The organism is Paenibacillus sp. FSL L8-0436, assembly GCF_038593025.1.
Classification (GTDB): Bacteria; Bacillota; Bacilli; order Paenibacillales; family Paenibacillaceae; genus Paenibacillus_AQ.
This window is the reverse complement of the sequence record NZ_CP151955.1, coordinates 3,660,503-3,684,999: the sequence shown is the minus strand read 5'-3', so window position 1 is coordinate 3,684,999 and position 24,497 is coordinate 3,660,503. Positions and strand designations below refer to the sequence as shown.

The following is a 24,497-nucleotide window of genomic DNA, read 5'->3' as shown; positions in this document are numbered from 1 at the left end:
TGGCCCTTTTTTATATTTATTGCTTCGATCTGTCCGGACCAAACACCAGATTGGCGGACAGCTTGGCAAGCTCAATCACACGCATGACTCTCTCGCTATGTTCGAGCCTATCCGTAACCTTTTCCATATCCATTTCATTTATCATTCGGTCAAAGGCGATGAATTCATCATACATCCGGTGGGGATGATCTTTACGATCTACCCGGATGGGTTGCTCCTTATTGGGAACATAATCAAAGCAATCTATACTGTTAGTCGAGCCTGTCAGGCGGATATATCCTTTATTGCCTTGAATGTTAACTGCACTAGGAGCTGCGCTGTCTTTTGAACCTATGCAGACACATTTGAAATTACCGTAATCAAGCATCAGAATGCCTGAAGTATCTATCCCACGCTCCATGTTCGCAAAGTACTCCACCTTCTCCGGGCTTCCGAAGAGGCCTATCGCCAAATGAATATTATAAATATTGATATCCATCAACGCTCCCCCGGACAGTTCCGGGTTAAAGGCAGGCAGCACCTCTCCTGCTTTGAAGGCATCATAGCGGGAGGAATATTGGGAATAGTTGCATTCCACGATTTTGAGTTCTCCAAGCTTGGGCAGAAATTCCTTCATGCTTAGATAGTTTTTTAAATATTGATTCGTGATGGCTTCTACCAGTATTAATCCACTCTGAAGTGCAATCTCTTTCAACTCCAGAAATTCACCCAAATTGGATGTGAACGGCTTCTCACAAATGACATGCTTGCCTCTCAGTAAAGCTTCTTTCGCATAGGAATAATGCAGATGATTGGGCAGCCCGATATAGACCGTATCCACTTCATCACTCTCAAGCATCTCAGCATAATTGTAGAAGATCTGAGAGATTCCATATTGGCTTTGCAGGGTCAGCAATTTTTCCTGGTGGTCAGGTTTTGAACAGATGGCCTGTAATGAAATAGTAGGAATATCACGAACAAAACTTAATAACTCCATCACTATATTGCCGGCTCCCACGATTCCTAATTTCATTCTAGCTGCACCCCTCTATCCCATTCTCGATGATCTCCATAACGGCAATCGTTTCTTCATCCTTTATTGTCTTATCTTTGCCCTGCAGGATAGCTTGATACATATCGTCATATAACCGGGCATAGTCGCCCTTCTCAGAGACAACTTTTTCTTCATGATATTGGCCTGCATCATCCAGATAAGTCAGGGTACCATAATGCTCCGGCAAATCAATGCCAAAATCAGCATGTCCCTTAGGCAAATAAAATAATTTCAGGTGTTCTTCCTGGCGGTCCTGCGTTTGTTTAACGAATACCCCCTTCTTTCCGTATACAACAAAACTGGGCCGCGCCTTCAAGCGGAAGAAGCTCGATTTAACCGATACCTTGAGTGTAGAATAATAGAAATCCAGATCAAAGTAATCATTCATTCTGCCGGTTCCCAGCAGTTGACGAACATCGTAATGTATATATCCCGGTTCCCCAAAGTAGGATAAGACCTGATCAATGGTGTGAACCCCATGTCCGTATAAGTAACTGTTATTTTTGGAGTAATGCGTAACTGAATTCGGGGTCTCCGGGCGATAATAATCGTAATGCATCTCCACCTCCAGCAAATCACCCAGTTTGCCTGATTCGATAACCTTTTGGGTCGTGAGGAAGTCCGAGTCGTAACGTCTATTCTGATAACATTGGAGTACCAGATTTTTCTCTTTGGCGTATTGGAAGATTGAGACTGCTTCTTCTTTGGTTGGCATAAAAGGTTTTTCGACAAGCAGATTCTTCCCGTGGTCAAGCGCCATTTTGGCATAAGCATAATGCGAATCTATATGTGTACAGATCACGATCAACTGAATCTCTTCATCGTTCATTAACGTTTCAAGTTCATCGGTGTAAAGGACGCCAGGCGCCTTCTCCCACTCTCCTTTACCCGGATTACGGGCGTAGATCGTCTTCACCTTCAAATTTTCCCGGTTTAATGAAAAAGGCAGATGATAACGGTTTGTGCTTTTGCCATTCCCGATATATCCGATCGTAAGCATATGAGTTCCCCCTCAGGTCTTTTTCATTTATTATAGAAGAACTCAGCCTAGCGTAAAGGATCAGCCGGCAAAACGGTACATTCCACCAATTCCTTGGTTAGATCCCGGCAGCTTTTTGAACAAAATGTTTATAGGAGTGAATCTGTTGAAGATATTGACCCAATTATCGGAAATGCATAATTTTACACCAAACGAAAAAAGTATCGCTGCCTATATTCTGATGCATAAAGAAAGCATACTGCATTTAAATATTCAGGAGCTTGCAAAGGCTACCTATACGTCGCATTCAGCGGTCAATCGCTTAACCCATAAACTTGGGCTGTCCGGCTTTAAAGAGTTCATCATTAATCTTGCCCGGGAATTCCAGCAATATACCCAGAACATTTCCAGCGTCGACCCTAATTATCCGTTTAGTGATGAGGAATCTCCACTTCAAGTGGCGAAAGAAATTGCTGAATTGATGAAAGAAACGATCGACAAAACCTTTGCCTACATGGATGATGATTTGCTGTCCCAAACAGCCGGGATGCTGGACCAAGCCAAAAGAATCTTTATCTATGCCTTGGGAGATTCCCAAATCCGCGCGAAGAGTTTTCAGAATAAAATGATTAAAATCAACAAATATGTAGTGATCGCTACTGAGCTGTACGAATGGGCGTATCATACCGTTAATTTGACGGAAGAGGATTGCGCGATTTTCTTGACTTACCACGGAAAGTCACCGATTTATGTAAGAGCAGCTCAGCACTTCAGACGTGAACAGATCCCTTTTATCACCATCACAGCTACCACTCAAAGTGAACTGGCAAAACTCAGTACGCTCTGTATTCAAGTGCCAAATGACGAAGTAAAACATGCCAAGATCGGAACCTTTTCCTCGCAAATAGCATTTGAATACGTCCTTAATGTGATATACTCCTGTATCTATAAAATTTCTTATTCAATAAACAGGGAATCCGCAGTTCAATCGTTCAAATGCACCTACATTAATGAAATGATGCATGACTTATAATGCCACCGTCTTCCATTTCCCGGGATTCGTGTCATCCGGAATCAAAACATCAGAATCATCAAAACAGCAGATCTTAATAATGACAAAAAGAATGAAAGCTTCATCATCACAAAATCAAAATTGGAAAAATTTCAAGGCTGACGGTGGCTGGGATTTAGCCGAAGGTGTGTTCACTTGGAATCCTAAAACAAATAAGTATATCGGTTCTGGGGAATTAGTTCTTCGATAAAAAATCGAGCGATTCATTTACTAGGTTGCCTAAGCTAAACGCGGAACAACAAAAAGAGGCAAGTCTCCATTATTCAGAGACTCGCCTTTTTTTGTATTCATCAGTGCCCTATTTCTTTAACGATAGCGCCGGATAAAATCAATCGCTTTGGCAATATCAGCTTCCGGCTGATCACCCACTTCGCGTTCAATGGTCAAATATCCGGTGTAGCCAATATCCTGGAGCGCTTTGAAATAGTTATCAAAATCCACATGGCCATCCCCTAAAGCCAGTTCCCGATAGCTTGCACCAGATGCAGCATCTTCGGCAATACGGTCGTGACTCATTGGCTCATAGCCTAACGCTCCATAGACTTCACGGGGATCTACTTCCCGCAGGCGGATGCCATCCTTCACATGCGTATGAACAATGTAATCTTTCAGATTGTGCACCCCTTGAACAGGATCGTCCCCCGTTACCATGACCATGTTGGCAGGGTCAAAGTTGACAGAAACGCCATTCGTACTAAGCGAGTTGAGGAATTGCTTCAAATGTGCAGATTTTTCCGGTCCAGTCTCAATTGCAAAATAGGCATCCAAGCTCTTGGCATAGACACCAAGCTCTTCACACGCACGCTGCATCGTATCATAGACTGGATCATTCACCTGATTCGGAACAATACCAATATGCGTGGTAACAATCTGTGTTCCCAGATCAACGGCTAAATCGAGAATACGCTTCGATTTTTCGATTTTCGCCGAATTTACCTTTGCATCTTGAAAGCCATGGCCAGCCAGATCACCACACAATGCTGAAATTCGCAGACCTATGGATTCAATATAACTCTTCAATTCCTTTCGGTCTCGCGGGGACAGATTCTCAGGGTCCGTCTCACCTTCTACTGCATAGATTTGTACACCATCTGCCCCCAGCTCTTTAGCTTTCGCCAGTCCATCCCGCAAGTTAAGACGCAGACTATCGACCATTATACCAATCGGGTTTGCCAATTTCATTCTTAAGCCTCCTCTTAATCGGGTTCTGATCTCATCGCAGATTAACTTTCGTTCCAAAGTCTTCTCACATTATCAAGACCTATCCGGGTTCCCCGTTTACATTCCTCAAGCCCTTCAAATTCCAGTGAAATATATCCGTCATATCCTGACGCTTTAACCACACGAAGCACTTCACGCATATCAATATCTCCATGGCCTGCGATTGCACCTCTTAAAAAATTACCGCTTGCCGTTTGAAACCAGCCCTCCCCGGGATTCTGATACGAAGGTCTCCAATAGAAATCCTTTACATGCACCACAGAAGCATATGCAATATTGTTCTTCACGGCAACCACAGAGTTCTCATCCACGCACATGAAATTGCCCACATCCAGCGTTGTACGGAAATTTGTCCGATTCACCCGCTGAATCAATGCTTGCACCCGGTCACTGGCTTGTATAAAATAGCCATGATTCTCAACGCTGGTTACTATACCATACTGTGCTGCATAATCGGCAATGCGCCCGCAGGCTTCTGCCAGGCGGTCCAATTGACGATGGAAGTTGCCGATCGAAGTATCGCTGCTGCTGGCAACATCATGGCGCATACGGGTTACACCCAGGCTTGCGGCAACGTCGACTTCACCCATTACCCGCTTGATTTCCAGCTCAAAGGCTTCTTCGGAATCCGTTTCAAAATTAGCGCCGATGGCATAGTTGGACACATCTATGTTTCGCGACTTTGCCTTTTCTCGAATAGCGTCCGCTAAGTCAGGATTACCAGTCAATTCGAATCCAATGGGTACAATCTCAATATGCTCGCCACCTTGGTCGGCAATCCAATCAATTACACCCAAAATATCCATTTCACCTGATTCCAATTCATTTACCAAGCTGTATGAACTGATTCCCAGTTTCATGGTTTCACCCTCTTTTTCTTAAATTCTATTAGAGCTGAACTTCTTGTCCTTTGTTCGCAGACTCATAGATACCGCACAATATCTTCATGATTTGCAAGCCGTCTTCTACCGGACTGATCGGTGTTTCTCCAGATTGCAGGCAGTCCAGAAAGTGATTCACTTCATTACAAAATGCTTCCGGCACATTTATGGATTTGCTGTCTGTTTGCGGAGCTACATTCAGAATGGTGTCATATTTTTCAGTAATCATGGTCAATTCAGGTTCAATTTCCACTCCGCCCTTATCACCGTATAAACGAATAGCAAGCTCATCCGACTTCGCATGAAGGGTAAAGCTGACATCAACCATAAGCGATGCCCCATTCTCGAAACGGATTAATGCATTTGCCATATCTTCCACTCCATTGGTACTTGGATCATAATCGGCTGCCTGATAAAAGGATAAGTTCTTCACATTCGCGCGGTTGCCCAATTTGTGATACGTGTTGCCGCTAACCGAAACGGGCTTTGGACGCCCCATCATATACCAGCACAAATCAATAACATGGACTCCGAGATCAATTAATGGACCGCCCCCGGAACGTTCAACATCTGCAAACCAGCCACCCGGATTCCCAAGTCTACGGATACAAGAAGCTTTAGCATAATAGATTTCACCCAGTTCATCTTTCTCAATGAAGTTCTTTACAAGCTGCGCATTGGCGTCGTAACGGCGCACAAATCCGACCTGCAACAATTTGCCAGTTTCACGTACCGCATCCTGGATGGCATTCGCTTCTTCAACGCTGCGGCATAAAGGTTTCTCCACTAGTACATGCTTACCGGCACGCAGGGCTGCAATACTGATCTCTGCATGACTGTTGTTCCACGTACAAATGCTGACCGCTTCCACTTCGGGATTAGCTAATAAATCATGATAATCTGTATACACGTTCGGAATATTGTACTGCTTCGCTTTATCTTCTGCCCGTTGCTGATTCAAGTCACATATAGCATATAGTTCTGCATGTTCATTCCCCTGGTAGGCTTGCAAATGCAAGTCGGAGATGGATCCCGCTCCGATCAGTCCAATTTTCTTTTTACTCATGCTGCATGAACCCTCCTATATATTGGTCATATTTTATTATACAATTAAGATAACATGACTCTTCTGGAGGTAGAATAACCATCATGACCACCTACATGGACTATACAATCAGTTCTAAGCCTATTCGCATTATTGATCGCACGACAGATGAAAGTAAGCTGCAGCTAAAATCATTATCGATCGTCAATGTCGGGCACCTCCCCAACCGGTCGCTGTATCGAACCCAAGCCCAATTCCAATATTATGCTTTCGTTTACATTGCGGGCGGCAAGGGCACATATCAGGTTAACAACAAGGAAAAGCAGCCTGTTCATAAAGGTTCTTTTTTTGTCTTTTTTCCAGATGCCACCTTTGACTATGGACCCGACCCGCAAGAGACTTGGGATGAATTCTATTTCACAGTAGAAGGATCACGAACTGCGGAGTGGCTCTCTACCTGGTTAACCGAACCTTACCGTGTCCGCCAGACAGGACTCGATGATGCACAGCAGAGCAAAATTGATCGAATCTTCATGTTGATGGAAAGCGGCCTTCCAAGCAATCTGGACCGGGCTTCCTTACTCCTTGAATCCCTTTTGTACGAATTTGTACAAAGCAGCCAGCCTAATACCGATTCGACCGACTACATCACCAAGCTCATGGATGATATTGCGGCATCCCTGCATCAAAGTTTTGATGCTGATGCATTCTGCGAACGCTACCACATTTCGATATCCACGCTCCGGCGTATCATTCAGAAACATACCGGGTACTCACTTAATAAGTACATTCACCGTCTCAAAATTTCCGAAGCCAAAAATATACTGCTGAATACAGATCGATCGATTAAAGATACTGCCGTTTCCCTTGGATACAATGATGTTTTTTACTTTTCGCGGCTATTCAAAAAATATGTAGGTGTTTCCCCCCAACATTTTCGCAATAATGTATAATCACATGTTGATTGCACGCTTACAAGGACATTGAATTCATTAACTGGAAAAAGTATTCAGGTTGTTGAGTCTTATTGAGGTTGTACCATGAATGCAATGTATCTGGTGTAAATACATCTAATTGTTTCAGTACCTCCATCGCAAATTCCAGTGGGGCTACCCCTGAGGCAGTAACCAAATTCTCACCAGATACAGCAGGTCCTATCTCATAGAATTTATCTCCTTTATAATTCGGACAGACCATTTTAAGATACTCTAAGTTATTACTTGTGTGCTTTCTAGAATCCAGGTATCCATTGTTCGCCAGCCCCTCGGTTGCCCCACAAATTGCAGCAACAATAGTGCCTAGCTGTAAAGCTTGGCCAACTTTTTTCAAGACAGGCTGATGAATATCTTCTCCCCAAGTATTCCCTCCGGGCAACACTAAAAGATCGTTACTCTGAATTGTACACTCATCAATGGAAATATCCGGTTTGATATGCAGTCCTCCCATCGTAGTAACCATTTCTTTATTAGCACCTACCGTAACTACTTTTAAAGGTGCTAAATCTTTTTTGAAATATCTGCCTGTGTTTAGTTCAGCAATTAAATATCCGTATTCCCAGTCTGACATTGTATTAAATACATAAAGATAAGCTTTTTGGGTTTGCATTCTATAACACTCCAATCACATTTGATAAGCCTATTATAATTTAACTTCCCTGACAGCTACCGTCAGGGAAGTTTATCAAGCCATATAAAAAAGCGCGTATCAGGTTAACCTGCACGCGCTTGATTCATTAATTATTGTCTTCCAGCTCATCCGGCACATCGTATTTATTGATATGTGAGGTCATAGCTACAACGGCTTCGTCGATCCCCTTTGGGGCAGACACACTACGGACTACATCGTCTGTTTGGTCGTGAAAGTTCAACTGGTCCGCTTCAATAGCGTTCTGTTTAATTTCTTTTTCTTTCATGCTCCACAGCACTCCCTTCTTCTTCCACTTTATGAGCAGCGTTCTCCTTTACTATGTACAAGGTAAATGACTGTTATTCATACATTATTATCGATACGTAGTGTCTCAAATCACTATAACAACCTAGGTAAGGACGTATAGTTAAGTAGTGCGGCAACCTAAGGTTGTCGTTTATTTTCAGGGAAGGGGGTTTTGTTCTCATGAGGAAGTATATACCCAACCAGCACGGGGCTTGGGCGATGCTTATCCTTCCATTTCTGTTCGGAGTCGCTTCATCGAAAGGGCAAGTTATACATATTCCCCTGTTTGTTTGCTGGCTTCTGATCTATTTGTTCAGTTTCCCGTTGCTGCAATGGGTAAAGACAGGGAAATTGGAGCGTTACCTCCCGCCCATGCGGGTTTACGGGATTCTGCTTCTGCCCTTGATCCTTTATCTGGTGATTGCTGAACCTAAGCTGTTAGGATTTGTTCTGCCGCTTGTTCCCCTGTTCGCTGTTAATCTGTATTATGCAAAAACCAAAAATGAACGTGCCTTGCTTAATGATATTTGCGCCATTTTGGCATTTTGTCTGATCATTTATCCTGTCTTTTATGTCGGCAAAGGAGAAAGCTGGGGAGCCGTGACAGAGCTGTTCCTGCTCAGCTTACTCTATTTTACCGGGACCGCCTTGTATGTCAAAACGGTTATTCGTGAACGAAACAACATCCGCTTCTATTACGGATCTGTTCTGTATCATTTGCTGTTTGCAGTGGCTGGTCTGCTGCTATTCCCTACATTGCTTGCTCCACTTGTTATCCTGCTGCTTCGGGCAGCCATTCTCCCCAAGACAGGGATCACCGCCAAGCGTACCGGAATGATTGAAATAGGTTTTTCCCTTATGTTGTATGTGTCTGTGCTTGTGCTGTACTTCTAGTGGTTGTCAGCAAAAAAAGGATGTTCCTCTACCGGTGATTCGATAGAGAAACATCCTTTTTGAATTGGCCTGAGGTTATTCAACAATCATGTCCTGATTGCTGGACCCCGGAGGTACGATCGGATATACATTCGTTTCCTCGGTAATATCGAACTCCATGACGACAAGTCCGTCCGTATGGAGAGCAAGATCAATAATATGCTCGGCATCAGCAAGATTATCGGCCCGGAGCCCCTGGGCGCCAAAGGATTTGGCCAAAGCTACGAAATCGGGTGAACTGATACGTACGGAAGAATAACGGCGGCCAAGAAACAGCTGCTGCCACTGCCTGACCATGCCCAGGTAGCCATTTTTGAAGATAGCGACTTTGACGTTCAGGCCCAGATCGACCGCTGTCATCATTTCCTGCATATTCATCTGGATGCTTCCGTCTCCCGTGATGCACATCACTTGGCGGTCAGGAAAAGCTACTGCAGCACCAATTGCAGCCGGCAGGCCATAGCCCATTGTCCCAAGCCCGCCGGAGGTCAGGAAAGAGCGGGCCTCTGAGAAATTATAATGTGTGGCCGTCCAAATTTGGTGCTGTCCTACGTCGGTAGAGATGATGGCATCGCCATCTGTTGCATTTTGTATGCACCTTATCACCTCAACCGGAGTCAGCTTATTATCCTGCACCCGGGGTGATTTTGTTGAACGCTTGGACCAGATCCGGATTTGCTGATTCCATACAGCAGGTTCTTGTATATGTATTTTTCCCAACAGTCCGGCAAGCAGATCTGCGCATTCTCCTGTGATAGCAAGATCGACTGCAACGTTCTTATTTAATTCGGAAGGTTCGATATCGACTTGGATTTTATAAGAACCCGGCGAGAATGCCTTACGGTTGCCTGTAACACGGTCACTGAAACGAACCCCGAGACATAACACAACGTCCGCACCCTGCAGCGCACGATTGGCTCCGACTGTTCCATGCATCCCAACCATACCCAGATGCAGGGAATGCCCGGATGGAAAAGCACCCAAACCCATTAGCGTACTGGCTACAGGAAGGTTGAATTGCTCGGCGAACTCTTTTAACAATGCCGGAGTATTACCTGTCATACAGCCTCCACCAATAAGAATAAGCGGGCGTTCAGATCGGTTCAACCGATCAGCTGCGAACTGGATGTCCAGAGGATCAATAGAATGCTTTGGCTGATAACCCCGGATATATGGCTGGGAAACCTGATTTCCAGATTGTTCCTCCATGTTAAATTCTGCTGCCATTACATTCTTCGGCAAATCAATGAGGACTGGGCCGGGTCGTCCCGTTGTTGCGACATGGAATGCCTCGTTCACAATCTTCGGAAGATCGGCGACCTCCCTGACAATATAGTTGTGTTTGGTGATGGGCATCGTCATGCCATAAATGTCTACTTCCTGAAAGCTGTCCAGACCTATGAGATCGGTGGAAACCTGGCCCGTCAGGACGATTAACGGAATCGAGTCCATAAAGGCTGTAGCAATACCGGTAACCGCATTTGTTGCACCAGGCCCGCTGGTAACAAGCGCTACTCCCGGGCGTCCCGTTACTCTGGCATATCCATCAGCGGCATGTACCGCTGCCTGCTCATGTCTAACGAGAACATGCTGTATGCTGTCGCAATCATACAACGCATCATATAAAGGTAATACCGCACCGCCGGGGTATCCGAAGAGGGTGTCAATTTTCTTCTCTATCAACATCTGAATTAGCAGCTGTGCTCCGTTCATTGGCACAATTCATCTCCCATCGTACTATCAGTCGTTAACCTCCAATATAGGACATCCCTATCTTTGTTCTATTCCTTACGGTTTGTTCCGTCCGGTCATCAGAATAGCGGTCTGTACGCTGCTCCCAGACGTTCCTAATAGCTTTGAGCAAGCTTTGATCATCCGCCCCGCTGCGAATCATCTTCCTGAGATCAAAACCGCTTGATGCGAACAGGCAGGTATAAAATTTGCCGTCAGAGGACAGCCGGGCGCGCGTGCAGGAAGAACAAAACGACTCGGATACCGAAGTAATAAAACCAACCTCTGCCTTGCAGCCCTTATAGCGGTAGCGTTGGGCAACTTCGCCGAAATAATTGTTGTCGAGTGCTTCCAGCTCGAATGTACTCTGGAGGCGCTCCATGATATCTTTTTTCGTTACGACTTTTTCAAAGCTCCAGCCATTGTCGTTGCCGACATCCATGAACTCGATGAACCGCAACGTTATATTTCTTTCTTTGAAATAGCGGGCCATCGGCAGAATCTCCGATTCGTTCAGACCTCTTTGCACCACCATGTTCACTTTGACCTCAAAACCGGCCTCTATAGCATGTACGATCTGTTTTAAAATAAAACCAGGTTTGATGCCACGCCCGTTTATTCTCCCAAAAAGCTCAGGATTCAGTGCATCCAGGCTAACATTCAGTCTGCGTAGTCCCGCCTCGTATAGAGGCTCCGCCAGTTGCCCTAGCAGTACCCCATTGGTCGTCAAACCGATATCTTCTACACCGTCCAAAGAGCCAATCTTGGCAACAAGCTCGGGCAGACCCCGCCGCATCAGCGGTTCACCGCCGGTCAGCCTGATTTTGCTTACGCCAAGCGAAACAAACAACCTCGTCAAGCGGTGAATTTCTTCAAATGTCAGCAGCTCACTTGTCGGAAGGAAGGCATAATCTTCACCGTACACTTCTTTTGGCATGCAGTAGGAACACCGGAAATTGCACCGGTCGGTTACAGATATCCGCAAATCGTGGATGGGCCGCCGCAGTTGATCTTGTGGTGGATGTACATTCATCTGGCATCGTCCCTTTCGGTTACTTCTGCGTGATATCGCTAAACGTGCCCACATAGCGGACATCTTCGCCTGTCTCGTCTTTGACAGCGCTGATATTTAGCCACTGCAAATATTCCTCACCATTTTTGCGTCGGTTCCAGATTTCGCCCTGCCACATCCCCTTCGCCCTGATTTCACTCCACATGCCGTTGTAGAAATCCTTGGATTGGCGGCCTGACTTCAGGATGCTGGGTTGTTTGCCGAGTACCTCTTCTTCGGTGAAGCCCGTGAGCTTCGTAAATGCCGGATTCACGGTTTTAATAAGTCCTGATACATCGGTTACCAGAATCCCCTGTCCGGTCGAGTTGAACACTTCAGAGGTAAGCGCAAGCCGATCCTGATAATACAGCCATACCACCAGCACCAGACTGGCTAGGGCCACCTGCGAGAGCAGCATGAATCCAATGGAATATTGACCTGTGACCGAATAAATCAACGACAGCATAATCGGCGGGAAAAAGCCGCCAAGACCACCCATCATTGACACAATCCCGTTAGCAATCCCAGCCTGCTTATTAAAGTACAAAGGCATCAATTTGAAAATAACACCGTTTCCGATTCCCGCACTTACCGCAATGGCAAGGCAGCCCGCTGTGTACAGACCCATGGAAGGCATAAATGCAAGAATGATAGCTGCTACCGTATAGATACTGAATGTGCCAATCAGCAGGAACAAAGGCTGGAATTTATCCCCGAGCCAGCCACCTACCGGCCGGAAAAAAGTAGCAACCGCTATGAAGCCGGCTGTGCGCATGCCTGCGTCCACCTTTTCCAGTCCAAAATTGGAGACCAGGAAGTTCGGCAAATAAATCGTAAACGCCACAAAAGACCCGAAGGTAATAAAGTAGAACAGCGAGAACAGCCAGAGCTTCTCATTTTTGGCAACACCTTTGATTTGCTCGATGATCGGTGTTTTCATCTTGGGTTCGTGCCGGTCCCCGAAAAAGAAATTCAATGCAATAAAGATAAGTAAAAGAATCAAGTACATCTTCACAGTCGGTGACCAGCCGATTTGTGCGGCTACGAACGGGGCCGAGAAGGTTGTGACGGCAGTTCCGATATTGCCTATTCCGTAAACCCCGTTTACCAAACCATGTTTTTCTTTAGGGAAATACTTAGGCAGTGAAGTAACCCCTACTGAGAATACAGCCCCGCCGACTCCAAGAAAAGTTCCTCCAATAATTAAATGAGTCATTGTAGAAGCTTCACTAATAAAGTAGACCGGAAATAAGAGCAGAATAAAGCTGGTCATAAAGATAATCCGTGCTCCTAAAATATTTGCATAATAGCCAAGCGGAATTCTTAGAATCGAACCCAGGACAACCGGAATTGCGGTGACCATCGCCAATTTTCCGGGTGGAATGCTGATGTCTTCGGAAATAAAAGGCATCAGGGAGGAAATAATAACCCATACCATGAATCCGAGAATCAAGTTTAATGTTTGTAGCGGCAACTGCATTTTTTTAATCATTCAACTCACCTTTTCGCCATTTATTCTCCTGATTGTTTATCTAGATACGTATTTCCTGATCTCATTGTATCCGCCGATCCCCCTGTTCAGATATAGGGGAGAACCCTTTCCCTGACAGGGTAAACCCTGAAAATGGCTGGAACGGCTTCGCCCTGTATGAAGACACTGGAATCACCTTCTTAAGTTCTATATAACTTGAACTGAAAAGTTTAGAGTAAAGGTTCAGTCGCAACTGCGGAGAATATTTGGACTTCCGGCCGCTGTTGTCGTAAGAATTTCTTGATTATGACCGCTGTTTGAGGTTGAAATCCGAAGACAAAGGCGGTCGCTATCGCTCCTACAGTTCCAAAATCCCCCTCCGTCGCTCCGCTCCCTTTCCTCAAGTTTCAAGTTCAATCTATATAGCTACAAAGCATAAAAAAGGGGCTGTCCCAAAAGTAGTTTTCTACGAGCGGAGACAGACCACATTCATTCTCAAAACCGTAAAATTCAACAGAGCAGCGATTCTCCTATTATTGGAGGATCGCTGCTCTGCGGTTTTGGTCATTTGCAGCCTGCTTCAGTAGATTATGAGCAAGTAAAAGCCAACTGACCTGGGGGCGTCACTTTTCCCATGCAGCGAAGCAGAAATCGCCTAAAGCCCCGGTTATTCTTCAGTTGTCCAAATACACTTTCCGGTTCCGTCATTCGTCGTACGGCCAGGGCGTAACCTTCCTCACTTCGCAGGATGTCCCGAGCCTGTTGACCGTTTCGCATGTGGTCTTCCTTCATCTGCATGAAGGTCGCATCCGGGTCAGTCTTGCTGAAGCTGTTTCTGTCACCAAGCAGCGTTTGGTACTGGTCGTACTCGGCAGCCAGGGTCAGGTGTTCCAATTTCTCACTGCTCATCTCGTAAGATTCGCCGAGTTCGGCGAGTCCCTTTCCCTGGCATTCCCGTTCTTCCTGGTGCTCTGCCGCTTCAATGTCAGCAAACAGAGCATGGACGTTCTCCTGCAATTTAGCCTTGTGTTTACTCACGGCTTTCCCCTAAACAAATGTGTAGCGATAGGTATTGCCTCAATCTTAGTGCCGCCTACAAAGTAATGCTCCAGGGAGACGTATTTTTCGTCTGCGAGAAATTGAAGGACTGTGGTAAATACGGTTTCGAGGACGTCCCTCATTCGTTGGGAATGGAAATGGTTGATCGTGCAGAAATCCGGTTGCTCCCGTCCGGCTAGTTACATGAAGGGAAGGTTCTCTCGGACGGCTTTGGCAATTTTCCGGGAGGAATAGATGCGCTGGGTGTAGGCGTAAATAATGCCTTTGGTGAGCATTTTGGGGTGGTAACTATCACGGCCGCCGCCAGGATAGACAGCGTCAAAGATAACGTCGTCCAGCCGATTTACGGCTGCGTTAACGACACGAACGAGATGATTTTGTGGGATGTCTTCTTCTAAATCCATTGGCAAGCAAAGTTGGTCCATGGTATATTGAATGTACAAAGAAATCGCTCCTTTCGGGATGGTTGGTGGTACTTCCATTTTACCAAAAGGGCGATTTCTTTGTTGTTTTTTTAGAAGATTGTAGAAACAATTCCCGCTTAAACAACGGTCCGTTCGCGGAGCGTCCACACTAAGTGCTCAAGTTGATCTTACTCAAAAACAAGGGCTGTCCCAAGCAGCCATTTCAAGGCTTTTGGGACAGCCCCTCCTGTGTTTCAGGTGATGAGCGTATTTAGTTTCTGGCTTAACCGCTCTTTGTCTAAAGCATTCATCTGATTTTCGGCCATCGGATAAATGACATTCTCCTCTTTTACAAAGTGCACAGTCAATACTTCAAAAGCTTCACCGGCATATCTCACAGCTTCACGGATCTCTTCAAGTGACATCAGCTCTATCCCGCTATTCGTGTGATGCAGGAAATGGCCGATATATCCGTCAATTTCGCTGTGTTCCTCCTGGATACCGACAAGCGGCCCTTGTTCAAAACCGATATAAGTGCCCAGCAGCGGAAAAAAGTGTGTTTCTTCCTTCGCTTTATGCTTTTTCAGCGGACCGGTAAAATCGAGGACCCCTTTACGCAGCTCTTGAACCCGTGTCCTGCCTTCTTCCACACTTATCTTTTCCTGTTCAAACCAAAGCACGATGGCATGCCATTCTTCCATAAGAAAGGACAGATAACGGTGTTCGTTCTCAAGAATGCGCATGGCGGGTGTTGTAAACTGCAATTCTGCAAAATCCGGCACGCAAGCATAACCTCCATTCACCGGTTAGAAATCCAGCATTTTTTTCCTTAATGCATATTCAACCAGCTCAGGCCGGCTTTTAAGATTTAATTTCTCCATGATTTTAGCCTTGTGGGCTTCGACCGTTTTCACGGAAATGAACAGCTTCTCAGCAATTTCCTTGTTGCCGTATCCCTTGGCGATTAGCGGTAGAATCTCCAGCTCCCGTTTCGACAACAATTCGAACAGGTCCTCTGTACTGACGGACTTATCCTTTTTAATGAACTCACGGACTAGAGAAGTCGCCATCTTGGGATGGATGTAGGTGCCGCCTTCATAAATGGTCCGAATGGCCAGCAATAGCTCCTCGTCCGGCGCGCTTTTGAGGACATATCCGGAAGCTCCGTTCTTGAGTACATGGAATAAGTATTCCTCATCATCATGCATCGTCAGAATCAGGATTTTGGTATCCGGGTAATCTTCTTTAATCTTGCCTGTCGCAATCAGTCCGCTTTCTCCCGGCGGCATGCTCAGATCCATGATCAGAATATCCGGCCGGAATTTGGCTACCATGGCATAAGCTTCTCTTCCGTCTGCCGCCGCTCCGATCACTTCAATATCATCCTGAAAATTCAGGATCATGGAGAATCCGCTGCGTACTATCGCATGGTCGTCTGCAATGACGATCTTCATCAGAATCTCATTCCTTCCCTTGAGCAAATCCTACAGGAACCTGTAAAAGGATTGTTGTACCTCTGCCAATACCTGAATCTACATTGAAAGTACCGCCTACCAATTCCGCCCGTTCCTGCATGCCAAAGAGGCCAAGTCCGGTTCCGCTAGGTTCGTCCCCCAATTTGAAGCCGGTTCCTTCATCTTCGACCAGGAGCCGCAGGACACCTTCTTTCTCTGTAAGAGAAACTTTGACCGTGTCCACTTGGGCATATTTTAGCGCGTTCAAAACGGCTTCCTGGCAAACCCGGTACATGACGGTCTCGATTTCACTCTCATAACGCTTCTCTGAAAGCTGAGATTTATATTCGATTACAAGGCCATAGCTTTGTTCCATCCGTTTGAAGTGGGACCGGAATGCAGCTTCCAATCCGAAATCATCGAGTGCCGCAGGTCTAAGCTCTACTGAGAGGTTGCGGATATCATTCAGCAGCCGGGTCATTGATACCTCAGTCTGCTTCACTTTCCTCAGCAGCTGCTCGTCAGATGTCATATATTTGAGTACGCGAAGATCAATGACGGCGCTCATCAACTCCTGGGCAACACTGTCATGAAGCTCACGGGATATCCGTTTGCGTTCATTCTCCTGCGCTTCTATCACATGTTTCATCATTTTGTTCTGATAAAACTTCTCTTGCGTTTTGAACTGTCTCGTTAAATCTCTCAGCATAAATACCCGGATACCTTGCTCGTAATCTATGGTATGAAACGTAGCGGCATAAGGAACAATCCCTTTGTCTTTGGTTTCCAGGTAAACTTGATAGGATGTGAAATCCTCGGAGTCCGGTGTATTGAAATAACAGTTTAGGCAGGTGCGCAGTTCCGTTTCACTGGTATACCCCCGGCAAGTTCCACAAAGAGCCTGGGGATTTCCCTGATAAAGCTGCTTCAGGATATCCTTGTCTACGATATTCTCGGCAGCCGGATTCATTGCCAGGGCCTTCCCTTCCCGGTCAAAAAAGAACATGGCCTCCATGCTGTTCTCAAACAGCTTCGTCATTAACAGATTCGGCAGATCCATTCCGGGTACCCTCAACTCAGCAACAATTCCTTCCCGTTCAAGTCTCCAATACCTTTACGCGCAACTGTCTCCAAGGCGTGCAGCATTTCATCGGTTACCTGCTCTTCTCCCCTGAATCCTCCAAGCAGTACACCAGCGACGCGGGCATCGTTCCATATGGGGACAGCACCAATGCTGTTCAAATTCTCCATCTTAGTAATGGGATAGTTAAACAAGGTATCTGGCTGAACATGTTTCTGTACAGAAGAGAGTAAAAACGGTTTTCCGGTCTTGAACACGATTCCCGCAATTCCTCTTCCCGATTGCAGCACAATCCGTTTGAAACGGTCATTCGTATTGCCGGAGGCATATTTCCATCGGATCACATAGTCATATTCTGCCGGTTCAGCAAGGGCCATTGACATAAAATCATAACCTAAAACCTTGCGGATCTGATCTAGCTCCTTTTGGTAATTCACCGTATTTGTCATCGTTCTCTCTCCTAATTGAACAGGGAAAGAAGTTTTCGCTTGCTTTCCTTTAATTCGATTTATTTCTTCTGTATAGAATATAACTTCTGCCTACATAATTCAATGGAACACTCCATACATGGACTAAGCGGGTGAACGGCCAAAAGGCAAAGATAGCAAAACCGGACAGGATGTGCAGCTTGAAAGAAAACGGCACACTTTCCATAAGTGACGGGTCCGGTCTGAACATGAAGAGGCCCCGGAACCAGACGGAAATCGTCTCACGGTAATCAAACTCGGGCTGTACGGCATTGGTTACGATCGTGGAGTACATTCCCATAAAGACGATAAAAAGCAGCAGGGAATTGACAATCAAATCGGAGGCACTGCTGAGCCGGCGGACATTCTTGATCGTAAAGCGGCGGGAGGTCAGAATGATCATCCCCAGCAACGTGGCTACACCGAAAAACCCGCCAATATACACCGCGCCTATGTGGTAAAGATGTTCATTGACACCGATTGCCTCCATCCATGACTTCGGTATGGCGAGACCGCCGACATGGCCAAAAATGACCGGAATAATCCCAAGATGGAATAAGATACTTCCATATTTCAGCTGTTTCTTTTCAATGAATTCGCTGGATTTCGCCGTCCAGTTAAACTGATCCTTGCGGTAGCGGAAGATATGTCCGCCGATAAAGACCACCATACAAATGTAAGGGAAAATAACCCATAGAAACTGAGCAAACATATTCATTGACTGGGGGCCTCCTGTCGGGCACAAGCTTTGAATGTTTCACGCAATCCCTTCACCAGGTGGAAATAGGGACTTTTATTCTTATCAAGCGCCTTGAGCAGATGATAGGTGCCATCCTCAAGGATCGCAATCAGCATCCCGAAATTCTCTGGCGCTGACGGATCTTCAAGCCATTCTGCAGCATACAGAAACTCACACATCAGCGGAAGATAATCGGGCAGCTCCCCTTCCGGCATTTGCAGCCCGAACATTTCGTATAATAGCTTCAGTTTGGCCAGCAACTGTCCACGTTCTTTGGCATCTTCAAATTTAAAATAGGTCATGTACAGGGCGCAGTCTTTCTGGAAATCAAAAGTGGCCGCATAACTCTCCTGAATCTCTTCCAGGCTGAAGTTTTGCATCAGTGACCAGTAGGTGTGCACATGGGCGTAACCCGGGTGGCCGCTGCTGAACGCCTCTTCCAGTAAAGCCGGATGAAAATCCAGCTTCTCCGGGTACATAAGCTGCAGGGCGAAATATCCGAAGGATTGCTTGTAATCGTACAATTTGATCAGATCAATCACGCCAAATCCCTCCGTAGAAGTTCTCTTCATACATTTCCTTGCCGTTCTTCATCGTGGTTCCTGCATCACTGGCCGGGCCGCAGCCGTCACAGCCTGAGCCGGAGCCCATATCTCCCATGCTATTGCCATAGCCGGTCGAACCTTGGGCACGATAAGGGTTCATATGCTGTTCTCTGTGGGAAGTCGGAATCACAAAGCGGTCTTCATATTTGGCGATGGCAAGCAGCCGGTACATCTGTTCCGTCTGATGCGCAGTCATGCCTACACGTTCCAGACGGCTCAGGTCGAATTCCTGACCTGTGGATTTGGCGCGCATATATGAGCGCATCATTGCCATCCGCTGCAAGGCTTCTTTGACCGTCTGCGTGTCACCTGCAGTCAGCATGTTAGCCAAATACTGGATCGGAGTGCGCATTTCTTCGATAGCCGGGAAGATCTGATCCGGATTCTTAAGCGAATCTTTTCCTTCAAAATAATTCATGATCGGACTAAGCGGCGGCACATACCAAACCATTGGCAGCGTCCGGTATTCCGGATGAAGCGGGAATGCCAGCTTGTGCTCGATGGCAAGCTTGTAGACCGGGGAGTTCTGGGCTGCCTCCAGCCAGTCTTCCGAAATGCCGTCTTTTCTTGCCTGGGCAATCACTTCCGGATCATGCGGATTCATAAACAGATCACATTGTGCTTTATACAGGTCCTTCTCGTCCGGCGTCGAAGCGGCATCAAGGACTTTGTCGGCGTCATACAGCAAAACGCCCAAATAACGAATACGGCCGGTACAAGTCTCGGAGCAGACCGTTGGCAAGCCCGCTTCCACGCGGGGGAAGCAGAAGGTACATTTCTCCGCCTTGTTGGTCTGCCAGTTGAAGTACACCTTCTTATACGGACAGCCCGTCATGCAATATCTCCAGCCGCGGCAGGCTTCCTGGTCGACGAGCACAATTCCGTCTTCATCCCGTTTGTACATCGCACCGGAAGGACAGGATGCGACACAACTCGGATTAAGGCAGTGTTCACAAAGGCGGGGCAGATAGATCATAAAGGATTTTTCGAAGTTGAATTTGATCTCTTCCTCAATTTTCTGGATGTTCGGATCCAGCGGTCCGGTTACATGCGCTCCCGCGAGATCATCTTCCCAGTTCGGCCCCCATTCCAGATCCATCTTCTCACCCGTTACCGCCGAATGTGCCCGTGCGACCGGGGAATGTTTTTGTTCACCTGCATTCGTCAAATGTTCGTAATTGTAAGTCCACGGCTCATAGTAATCCTTCATTTCCGGCATGTCTGGATTGTAGAAAATTTTGCCGAGCGCGATCTTGGATAGCTTATTGCCTGACTTCAGCTCCAGCTTTCCTTTACGCAGCTTCCAGCCGCCTTTATAGAGCTCCTGGTCTTCCCAACGTTTCGGATAGCCGATCCCCGGCTTCGTTTCAACGTTGTTGAACCACATATATTCCGCGCCTTTACGGTTAGTCCAGGTTGTCTTGCAGGTGACACTGCATGTGTGGCAGCCAATACATTTATCCAGATTCATTACCATTGCTACTTGCGCTTTAATTTTCAAGCCAGTTAACCTCCTTCATTTTGCGTACGGCTACGTAGACATCCCGCTGGTTGCCGATTGGACCATAGTAGTTGAAACCGTAGCTGAGCTGTGCGTATCCGCCCACCATCTGAGTAGGCTTCAAATGAATTCGTGTAGGAGCATTATGACTTCCGCCGCGAGTATCCGTGATCTCAGAGCCTGGTACTTGAATATGCTTGTCCTGGGCGTGGTACATAAACATGGTGCCTCTCGGCATCCGGTGGCTGACGACTGCGCGTGCGGTTACGACACCGTTGCGGTTGTATACTTCCAGCCAGTCATTATCCGAAATCTGATGCGCTTCGGCATCCTCATTATTGATCCATACGGTTGGACCCCCGCGGAACAAGGTCAGCATGTGCTGGTTATCCTGGTAGGTAGAGTGGATATTCCACTTGCCATGCGGTGTCAAATACCGTAGAACAAGCGAATCCTGTCCGCCTTTCACTGCCTTGTCACGTGGTCCGAAGACCATCGGCGGCAAGGTGGGCTTATAGACTGGCAGCGATTCTCCAAACTGCAGGAAAATCTCATGGTCAATATAGAAATGCTGTCTTCCGGTCAAGGTACGGAAAGGAACAAGACGTTCAATATTAGTTGTGAACGGCGAATAACGGCGGCCCTGCTTGTTCGAGCCGCTGAATACCGGTGTGGGAATGACTTCCCTCGGCTGAGCGGTGATGCTTTGGAACGTAATCTTCTCTGCTGCCCGGTCAGCCGAGATATCTCTGAGCTCAACGCCCGAATCTTTCTCCGCTTGCGCGTAAGCCTTCTGGGATACACGGCCATTGGTAGCCGATGACAGATGAAGGATCGTATCTGCCGCCTGGCGGGCAGTTTGAAGTTTTGGCAGTCCGTTTTTGATTGAATCGTCGAAATGAACCCCGCTTATCTGCTTCAATTCCTCGTATTCTTCGGCGACAGAGAAGCTGATGCCATGTGCCCCTGCTTTGCCGGTTGCGAGGTTGGGTCCGAGCGAGATGTATTTATCATGTATTTGGGTATAGTCCCGTTCTACAATGCTTAGGTTTGGCATTGTTTTACCCGGGATCGCTTCAATCTCGCCTTTGGCCCAGTCTTTGACAAGACCCATAGGCTGTGAAATCTCGCTTACCGAGTCATGGCCGAGAGGTGTTGAGACAAGGTCTTTGTAGACGCCAGGCAGATGTGATTTCGCCATTTCGGAGAAAACCTCCGCAAGCTGGCGGTAAATATCCCAGTCCGAACGCGATTCCCACAGCGGGTTCACAGCCGGATTGAACGGGTGAACAAAGGGATGCATGTCTGTTGATGACAGATCTGTTTTCTCATACCAGGTGGCCGCAGGCAAAACAATATCCGCATACAGCGGCGTTGTAGTCATCCGGAAATCCAGGGCAACCATCAGATCCAGCTTGCCTTCCACATCTTCCCGCCAGATAATTTCCTCCGGCTTCTGCTCTTCATTCGGCTCGGCGAGCAGCCCGTCGGAAGCTCCCAGCAAATGCTTCATGAAATACTCCTGCCCTTTCGCGGAGCTTGAGATCAGGTTCGAGCGCCAGATAAACAGTGAACGAGGGAAATTCTCAGGAGCGCCCGGATCTTCCACTGCAAAGCGGGTTTTACGCGATTTGATCTCTTCCAGAGTGTGGCCAATAATTTCAGCATTGGACTTCTTGCCCTGCTGCGCAGCTTCTTCCGCGAACAGCAGGCTGTTCTTATTGAACTGCGGAAAGGACGGCAGCCAGCCGAGACGTGCAGCCAGCACGTTATAGTCAGCGGGATGCTGATAAGCTACCTCTCCGCCCGTCGGCGATTTCAGCGAATCCGTGCCGCTCTCCTCATAACGCCATTGCTCAGTTGCAAAGTAGAAAAACGATGTGGCATTTTGCTGACGGGACGCACCCTGCCAGTCTTTGGCAAAGGCAATAGTTGACCATCCTTCGATCGGGCGGCATTTCTCTTGACCGACATAATGCGCCCAGCCCCCGCCATTGACACCTTGTGAAGCGGTGAGCATCACCAGATTCAAGATGGAACGGTATATGGTGTCACTGTTGAACCAGTGATTGATCCCAGCCCCCATGATAATCATCGAACGTCCGCCCGTATCAATCGCGTTCTGGGCAAATTCACGGGCAATTTGAACAACAACACTTGATTTCACACTCGTAATTTTCTCCTGCCAGGCAGGCGTGTAAAGAGAGAATTCATCAGTGTAGTCCTTGGCGTTCAGCGGGCTGGCTGTACGAGCGATGCCGTATTGGCTCATCATCAAATCATAAACAGTGGCAACAACCCGTTCTGTACCGTCTGCCAGCTGAATTGTTTTGACCGGGATCATCCGTCTGAACGTACCGTTACCGGCATTATCGAAGTAAGGGAATACAATTTCTGCCCACTTTTCTCCATGACCTTCAATGCTCAGCGCCGGCTCCACTTTGCTTCCATCTTCACGTTCAAGGATCAGGTTCCATTGCTTGCCCTCTTCCCAGCGCTGGCCCATGGTCCCATTGGGAACGATGAATTCACTGGCTGACTCGTCAAAGATGACCGGTTTCCAGTCTGAATGCTGCGATGTCTCACCGAGGTCGCTCGCCCGGAGAAAACGTCCGCCTTTCAAGGCATCTTCATGCGTGTCCAGCAAAATCAGAAAAGGCATGTCTGTATATTGCTTGGCATAATTCAGGAACATCGGTTCCTGGCGCTCATTATAGAACTCATTCAGAATTACATGCGTCATAGCCTGGGCGAGCGCGGCATCCGTACCGGGATTCGGCGCCAGCCAGTTGTCGGCGAATTTGACGTTTTCCGCGAGATCCGGTGCCACCGATACTATCTTGGTTCCCTTATACCGCACTTCCGTCATGAAGTGTGCATCCGGTGTCCGGGTAAGCGGCACATTGGAGCCCCACATCATCAAATAGCCAGCATTGTACCAGTCAGATGATTCCGGCACATCTGTCTGCTCGCCCCAAATTTGCGGAGATGCCGGTGGAAGATCGGCGTACCAGTCATAGAAGCTCAGCATTTGACCGCCCAGGAGCGAGATGAAGCGCGCACCCGAAGCGTAGCTGACCATCGACATGGCCGGAATAGGTGTGAAGCCGGCAATCCGGTCGGGACCGTATTTTCTAATGGTATAAATCAGTTGTGCCGAAATGAGGTGGAGTACATCGTTCCATCCCACTCGGATATGACCGCCTTTGCCGCGGGCCTTCTTGTAAAGGTCAGCCTTCGCAGGATCTTCTACAATGCTGGCCCATGCGTCGACGTAATTGTCATGCCCGGACAACGCCGTTTGCCACAGACGCCACAACTTCCCTCTTACATAGGGATATTTCACGCGCAGGGGACTGTATTCGTACCACGAAAATGTAGCTCCACGGGGACAGCCGCGCGGTTCGAATTCCGGCATATCCGGCCCGCAGGAAGGATAATCAATCTGCTGGTTCTCCCAGGTAATAATTCCGTTCTTCACAAATACCTTCCAGCTGCAGGAACCTGTACAATTGACTCCGTGAGTGGTGCGGACTACTTTATCATGAGACCAGCGCTGGCGGTACATATTCTCCCAATCCCGGTTTTTCTCCTCAAGAATGGACCAGTTCCCGGAATAGCTTTCAATTGGCTTGAAAAAGTTGAGACCATATTTTTTCTTCATCGATTACGAACACTCCTTTGCAGAATGAAGGACAGGGTTGCGTAAAAATATACATTCATTCAATTAATCTCATTATGGATCCCCCTGGCGATACTTCCCATTAGGGAATTGCCTATTGCGCCGCGGGAATTCCCTTGATCTGAATAAAAAGCAAAAAAAGCCTTCCTCGCTGAG

General features: G+C 47.2%; 24 protein-coding genes. 4 read left to right on the top strand and 20 right to left on the bottom strand.

The features are described 5' to 3' along the window. Window positions 1–16 precede the first annotated feature (16 nt). Together NSS79_RS16965 and NSS79_RS16960 are read right to left on the bottom strand one after the other, a co-directional pair. On the bottom strand, window positions 17–1,012 hold the full coding sequence (locus NSS79_RS16965) for a Gfo/Idh/MocA family oxidoreductase (RefSeq protein ID WP_342440266.1): 996 nt from the start codon (window positions 1,010–1,012) through the stop codon (window positions 17–19). Between the two features lies 1 nt (window position 1,013). After that, window positions 1,014–2,033 carry a Gfo/Idh/MocA family oxidoreductase gene (locus tag NSS79_RS16960; protein WP_342440265.1) on the bottom strand — a complete coding sequence of 340 codons (1,020 nt, stop codon included), beginning with the start codon at window positions 2,031–2,033 and terminating at the stop codon, window positions 1,014–1,016. Window positions 2,034–2,178: 145 nt separating this feature from the next. Here NSS79_RS16960 and NSS79_RS16955 point away from each other — a divergent pair, with 145 nt between their 5' ends. Both NSS79_RS16955 and NSS79_RS16950 read left to right on the top strand, forming a co-directional pair. After that, window positions 2,179–3,045: a MurR/RpiR family transcriptional regulator gene (locus NSS79_RS16955; protein ID WP_342440264.1), complete on the top strand. Its 867-nt coding sequence runs from the start codon at window positions 2,179–2,181 to the stop codon at window positions 3,043–3,045. A gap of 79 nt (window positions 3,046–3,124) precedes the next feature. Continuing rightward, the gene (locus NSS79_RS16950) at window positions 3,125–3,274 is read left to right on the top strand and encodes a hypothetical protein (protein WP_342440263.1); all 150 of its coding nucleotides are present in this window, start codon (window positions 3,125–3,127) and stop codon (window positions 3,272–3,274) included. A gap of 116 nt (window positions 3,275–3,390) precedes the next feature. Here NSS79_RS16950 and NSS79_RS16945 read toward each other — a convergent pair whose 3' ends face one another. From NSS79_RS16945 to NSS79_RS16935, 3 genes are read right to left on the bottom strand one after another with little or no spacing between them, the layout of a single operon-like run. Then, window positions 3,391–4,266: a sugar phosphate isomerase/epimerase family protein gene (locus tag NSS79_RS16945; RefSeq protein ID WP_342440262.1), complete on the bottom strand. Its 876-nt coding sequence runs from the start codon at window positions 4,264–4,266 to the stop codon at window positions 3,391–3,393. A 41-nt stretch (window positions 4,267–4,307) separates the two neighbouring features. Next, window positions 4,308–5,165 (bottom strand): sugar phosphate isomerase/epimerase family protein, encoded by an 858-nt coding sequence (locus tag NSS79_RS16940; RefSeq protein ID WP_342440261.1) that lies wholly within the window; start codon window positions 5,163–5,165, stop codon window positions 4,308–4,310. A gap of 28 nt (window positions 5,166–5,193) precedes the next feature. Further along, window positions 5,194–6,252, bottom strand: a complete 1,059-nt coding sequence (locus NSS79_RS16935) for a Gfo/Idh/MocA family oxidoreductase (RefSeq protein WP_342440260.1) — start codon at window positions 6,250–6,252, stop codon at window positions 5,194–5,196. Between the two features lie 83 nt (window positions 6,253–6,335). Between NSS79_RS16935 and NSS79_RS16930 the strand changes: the two genes are divergently transcribed. Continuing rightward, entirely contained in the window at window positions 6,336–7,184 is an 849-nt protein-coding gene (locus NSS79_RS16930) for an AraC family transcriptional regulator (protein ID WP_342440259.1), read from the top strand. A gap of 19 nt (window positions 7,185–7,203) precedes the next feature. On the opposite strand, the gene NSS79_RS16925 is transcribed toward NSS79_RS16930, so the two are convergent. Together NSS79_RS16925 and NSS79_RS16920 are read right to left on the bottom strand one after the other, a co-directional pair. Next, entirely contained in the window at window positions 7,204–7,836 is a 633-nt protein-coding gene (locus tag NSS79_RS16925) for a type 1 glutamine amidotransferase family protein (RefSeq protein WP_342440258.1), read from the bottom strand. A gap of 127 nt (window positions 7,837–7,963) precedes the next feature. Then, entirely contained in the window at window positions 7,964–8,143 is a 180-nt protein-coding gene (locus NSS79_RS16920) for a hypothetical protein (protein ID WP_038591888.1), read from the bottom strand. Window positions 8,144–8,343: 200 nt separating this feature from the next. Between NSS79_RS16920 and NSS79_RS16915 the strand changes: the two genes are divergently transcribed. Next, entirely contained in the window at window positions 8,344–9,057 is a 714-nt protein-coding gene (locus tag NSS79_RS16915; RefSeq protein WP_342440257.1) for a YwiC-like family protein, read from the top strand. 75 nt (window positions 9,058–9,132) lie between these two features. On the opposite strand, the gene ilvB is transcribed toward NSS79_RS16915, so the two are convergent. The 13 genes from ilvB to NSS79_RS16850 form a co-directional block, all read right to left on the bottom strand. Beyond that, window positions 9,133–10,809, bottom strand: a complete 1,677-nt coding sequence (gene ilvB, locus NSS79_RS16910) for a biosynthetic-type acetolactate synthase large subunit (protein WP_342440256.1) — start codon at window positions 10,807–10,809, stop codon at window positions 9,133–9,135. 34 nt (window positions 10,810–10,843) lie between these two features. After that, window positions 10,844–11,860 carry a GTP 3',8-cyclase MoaA gene (moaA, locus tag NSS79_RS16905; protein WP_342440255.1) on the bottom strand — a complete coding sequence of 339 codons (1,017 nt, stop codon included), beginning with the start codon at window positions 11,858–11,860 and terminating at the stop codon, window positions 10,844–10,846. A 19-nt stretch (window positions 11,861–11,879) separates the two neighbouring features. After that, window positions 11,880–13,370, bottom strand: coding sequence for a nitrate/nitrite transporter (locus NSS79_RS16900; protein WP_076111922.1), 1,491 nt, complete (start codon window positions 13,368–13,370; stop codon window positions 11,880–11,882). Between the two features lie 567 nt (window positions 13,371–13,937). Continuing rightward, window positions 13,938–14,387 carry a transposase gene (locus NSS79_RS16895; protein ID WP_342440254.1) on the bottom strand — a complete coding sequence of 150 codons (450 nt, stop codon included), beginning with the start codon at window positions 14,385–14,387 and terminating at the stop codon, window positions 13,938–13,940. 200 nt (window positions 14,388–14,587) lie between these two features. Beyond that, a complete protein-coding gene (locus NSS79_RS16890) occupies window positions 14,588–14,851 on the bottom strand; it encodes a transposase (protein WP_342440253.1) in 264 nt (87 codons plus the stop codon). 215 nt (window positions 14,852–15,066) lie between these two features. After that, on the bottom strand, window positions 15,067–15,594 hold the full coding sequence (locus NSS79_RS16885) for a hemerythrin domain-containing protein (protein WP_342440252.1): 528 nt from the start codon (window positions 15,592–15,594) through the stop codon (window positions 15,067–15,069). A gap of 24 nt (window positions 15,595–15,618) precedes the next feature. After that, window positions 15,619–16,266 (bottom strand): response regulator transcription factor, encoded by a 648-nt coding sequence (locus NSS79_RS16880; RefSeq protein WP_342440251.1) that lies wholly within the window; start codon window positions 16,264–16,266, stop codon window positions 15,619–15,621. Window positions 16,267–16,273: 7 nt separating this feature from the next. Continuing rightward, entirely contained in the window at window positions 16,274–17,326 is a 1,053-nt protein-coding gene (locus tag NSS79_RS16875) for a sensor histidine kinase (protein ID WP_342440250.1), read from the bottom strand. Between the two features lie 11 nt (window positions 17,327–17,337). Then, a complete protein-coding gene (locus tag NSS79_RS16870; RefSeq protein ID WP_342440249.1) occupies window positions 17,338–17,796 on the bottom strand; it encodes a GAF domain-containing protein in 459 nt (152 codons plus the stop codon). Window positions 17,797–17,845: 49 nt separating this feature from the next. Next, complete coding sequence (narI, locus tag NSS79_RS16865; protein ID WP_038591863.1) at window positions 17,846–18,532, bottom strand: respiratory nitrate reductase subunit gamma; 687 nt, start codon at window positions 18,530–18,532, stop codon at window positions 17,846–17,848. Beyond that, on the bottom strand, window positions 18,529–19,095 hold the full coding sequence (narJ, locus tag NSS79_RS16860) for a nitrate reductase molybdenum cofactor assembly chaperone (protein ID WP_342440248.1): 567 nt from the start codon (window positions 19,093–19,095) through the stop codon (window positions 18,529–18,531). The genes narI and narJ overlap by 4 nt, the downstream gene beginning before the upstream one ends. Next, the gene (gene narH / locus NSS79_RS16855) at window positions 19,088–20,659 is read right to left on the bottom strand and encodes a nitrate reductase subunit beta (RefSeq protein ID WP_342440247.1); all 1,572 of its coding nucleotides are present in this window, start codon (window positions 20,657–20,659) and stop codon (window positions 19,088–19,090) included. The genes narJ and narH overlap by 8 nt, the downstream gene beginning before the upstream one ends. Next, window positions 20,649–24,323, bottom strand: a complete 3,675-nt coding sequence (locus NSS79_RS16850; RefSeq protein WP_342440246.1) for a nitrate reductase subunit alpha — start codon at window positions 24,321–24,323, stop codon at window positions 20,649–20,651. The genes narH and NSS79_RS16850 overlap by 11 nt, the downstream gene beginning before the upstream one ends. Window positions 24,324–24,497 lie beyond the last annotated feature (174 nt).

Coding starts and splice junctions, on each gene's coding strand:
- NSS79_RS16900 (WP_076111922.1), bottom strand. CDS start 13,370: ATGATTAAAAAAATGCAGTTGCCGCTACAAACATTAAACTTGATTCTC.
- NSS79_RS16870 (WP_342440249.1), bottom strand. CDS start 17,796: ATGACAAATACGGTGAATTACCAAAAGGAGCTAGATCAGATCCGCAAG.
- NSS79_RS16940 (WP_342440261.1), bottom strand. CDS start 5,165: ATGAAACTGGGAATCAGTTCATACAGCTTGGTAAATGAATTGGAATCA.
- NSS79_RS16930 (WP_342440259.1), top strand. CDS start 6,336: ATGACCACCTACATGGACTATACAATCAGTTCTAAGCCTATTCGCATT.
- NSS79_RS16920 (WP_038591888.1), bottom strand. CDS start 8,143: ATGAAAGAAAAAGAAATTAAACAGAACGCTATTGAAGCGGACCAGTTG.
- NSS79_RS16935 (WP_342440260.1), bottom strand. CDS start 6,252: ATGAGTAAAAAGAAAATTGGACTGATCGGAGCGGGATCCATCTCCGAC.
- NSS79_RS16960 (WP_342440265.1), bottom strand. CDS start 2,033: ATGCTTACGATCGGATATATCGGGAATGGCAAAAGCACAAACCGTTAT.
- NSS79_RS16945 (WP_342440262.1), bottom strand. CDS start 4,266: ATGAAATTGGCAAACCCGATTGGTATAATGGTCGATAGTCTGCGTCTT.
- narI (WP_038591863.1), bottom strand. CDS start 18,532: ATGAATATGTTTGCTCAGTTTCTATGGGTTATTTTCCCTTACATTTGT.
- NSS79_RS16850 (WP_342440246.1), bottom strand. CDS start 24,323: ATGAAGAAAAAATATGGTCTCAACTTTTTCAAGCCAATTGAAAGCTAT.
- NSS79_RS16915 (WP_342440257.1), top strand. CDS start 8,344: ATGAGGAAGTATATACCCAACCAGCACGGGGCTTGGGCGATGCTTATC.
- NSS79_RS16950 (WP_342440263.1), top strand. CDS start 3,125: ATGACAAAAAGAATGAAAGCTTCATCATCACAAAATCAAAATTGGAAA.
- NSS79_RS16925 (WP_342440258.1), bottom strand. CDS start 7,836: ATGCAAACCCAAAAAGCTTATCTTTATGTATTTAATACAATGTCAGAC.
- NSS79_RS16880 (WP_342440251.1), bottom strand. CDS start 16,266: ATGAAGATCGTCATTGCAGACGACCATGCGATAGTACGCAGCGGATTC.
- NSS79_RS16875 (WP_342440250.1), bottom strand. CDS start 17,326: ATGGATCTGCCGAATCTGTTAATGACGAAGCTGTTTGAGAACAGCATG.
- ilvB (WP_342440256.1), bottom strand. CDS start 10,809: ATGAACGGAGCACAGCTGCTAATTCAGATGTTGATAGAGAAGAAAATT.
- moaA (WP_342440255.1), bottom strand. CDS start 11,860: ATGAATGTACATCCACCACAAGATCAACTGCGGCGGCCCATCCACGAT.
- NSS79_RS16965 (WP_342440266.1), bottom strand. CDS start 1,012: ATGAAATTAGGAATCGTGGGAGCCGGCAATATAGTGATGGAGTTATTA.